Origin of the sequence: Westiellopsis prolifica IICB1 (assembly GCF_004323185.1) — a bacterium.
Taxonomy (GTDB): domain Bacteria; phylum Cyanobacteriota; class Cyanobacteriia; order Cyanobacteriales; family Nostocaceae; genus Pelatocladus; species Pelatocladus prolificus_A.
The window spans coordinates 138764-140604 of record NZ_NAPS01000005.1; the positions used below are offsets into that span (position 1 = coordinate 138764).

The 1841-nt window shown below is 31.5% G+C and carries 1 pseudogene; it reads left to right on the forward strand.

Going from position 1 to position 1841, the window contains the following annotated elements:
- Positions 1-98: 98 nt before the first annotated feature.
- Positions 99-1061: pseudogene (locus tag B4U84_RS28540) on the forward strand (ISL3 family transposase); the annotation flags it as partial.
- Positions 1062-1841: the final 780 nt, after the last annotated feature.

A 1841-nucleotide genomic window follows, 5' to 3' on the forward strand; every position in this document is an offset into this window, starting at 1 on the left:
GAAGAGCCGCAAGATTGAAACTCCCTATTTATTCGCGATGATATCTCGCGAATTATTTTTCTCTCTCTATTTTTGCAAAATTGGGATGCTCCCATTTGGACTTTATTATCAAGCGAAGAACTTATACAAAAAGACTGGCATCAAAAATTATACAAGATGTGTTAGAGAATGACATACACAGCGTAGCAAAAAAAGGAATAGTCACAACAGAAGAGATAGAAAGAATGTTAAAAGATGCATCATCAGAGTTACCAAATATCAAACCATCAGATTTAAAAAGACTAGGTATTGATGAAATAGCTTTGATTAAAGGTAAAGGAAATTACTGTGCAGTATTAATAGATTTAGATACATCTAAGCTTCTGGCAATATTGAGTGGACGTACACAAGAAATAATCAGAGAAACCCTTATAGAATGGGGAACAGAAGTTTTATCGGAAATAGAAGAAGTTAGCATAGATTTGTGGCAAGGTTATAAAAATTTAGTAATTGAATTAATGCCACAAGCACAAGTCGTTGCAGATAGATTTCATGTAATGACGCAGATTAATCAAGAACTAGATAAACAAAGGAAGCGAGAAAAAAACCATACGGAAGAGTTAATTAAAAAATCAAAATCATCATCAGAGAAGGCAGGATGTGAAAAAATAATCGCGGGATTAAAAAATAGTAAATATGCCTTGCTGAAAAATGAAAAAGACTTAAATGAAGAGCAAGCTAAGAAATTGATTGAAGTTAAAGATGTTTCACCTACATTGAAAGTAATGCATGAGTTAAAAGAAAAAATTATCAAAATTTTCAATCAAACAAGTGATTGGTATACAGGAGTATTTAAACTAGGAATGTGGCTATCCAAGGCTAACAAATATTTTCCGAATAGTAATAATACAATTATTCGGTGGTTTGATGAGGTAATTGCTTACTTTGATAATCGAACAACTAGTGGTACTGTTGAAGGTATTAATAACAAGTTAAAGCTAATTAAACGCTCTAGTTATGGCTTTAGAAACTTTGAAAATTTTCGAGTGAGGTGCTTATTAAATTGGCATTTTACTTATTAGTTTAGCATATTATATACTGAAGAACCTTTAAAATATTCTGGTAATTTTTCATTGAGTTATGAAATATGATGTGACCAATAGTTTTACGAATATATAACTGAATGCAAAAGTGCATAGCGTGCTAGATGACACATTGCAGACTCTAACTATAAGTCTACAATTGTAGACGATTTGTATACAAGAGGAAAAAATTGCGATAATGCTATACAATTGCATTAATCAACAATAAGTAGTTATGTAGTGGTTATGTAAGTTATAACGAGTTAAGCTATATCTAACTAGTACTATCAAAAGTAACTAGATGCATTAATCACTGTTATGATATAGTTGTGAAATATGCGATAGCGCATCCGCGCCACTATGTGAACGCAAAGCGTGCCGGATGGCATCTCGCAAAGTGCTTCTGCATTTATCGGTTTACAACTGTAGACAAACTGTATACAAAAAAGGAGAAAATTTTGAGATGTTATCCAGCAAGTGGTTACATAATTTATGAACTAGTTACTAAAGCAAGAACCAGTTAATCAGACGTAACCATGCGATCGCAGATAAATCACAACTTTAATTCAAAGTATAAAATTATATATCAGCTTAAATCTATGAAATCTACTATAATTGTTGAACAAATTAATCCAGTTATTTACATATCTGTTTAAATAACTAGTTAGATTAATCAAAGAATTAACAATAATTGATATAACTAGTTAGATTAGGAAGAATGAAAAGCTCCGACTCATGAAATCTAAGAACGCCAAAAGCCTTATCCAACAAGAGTTACAC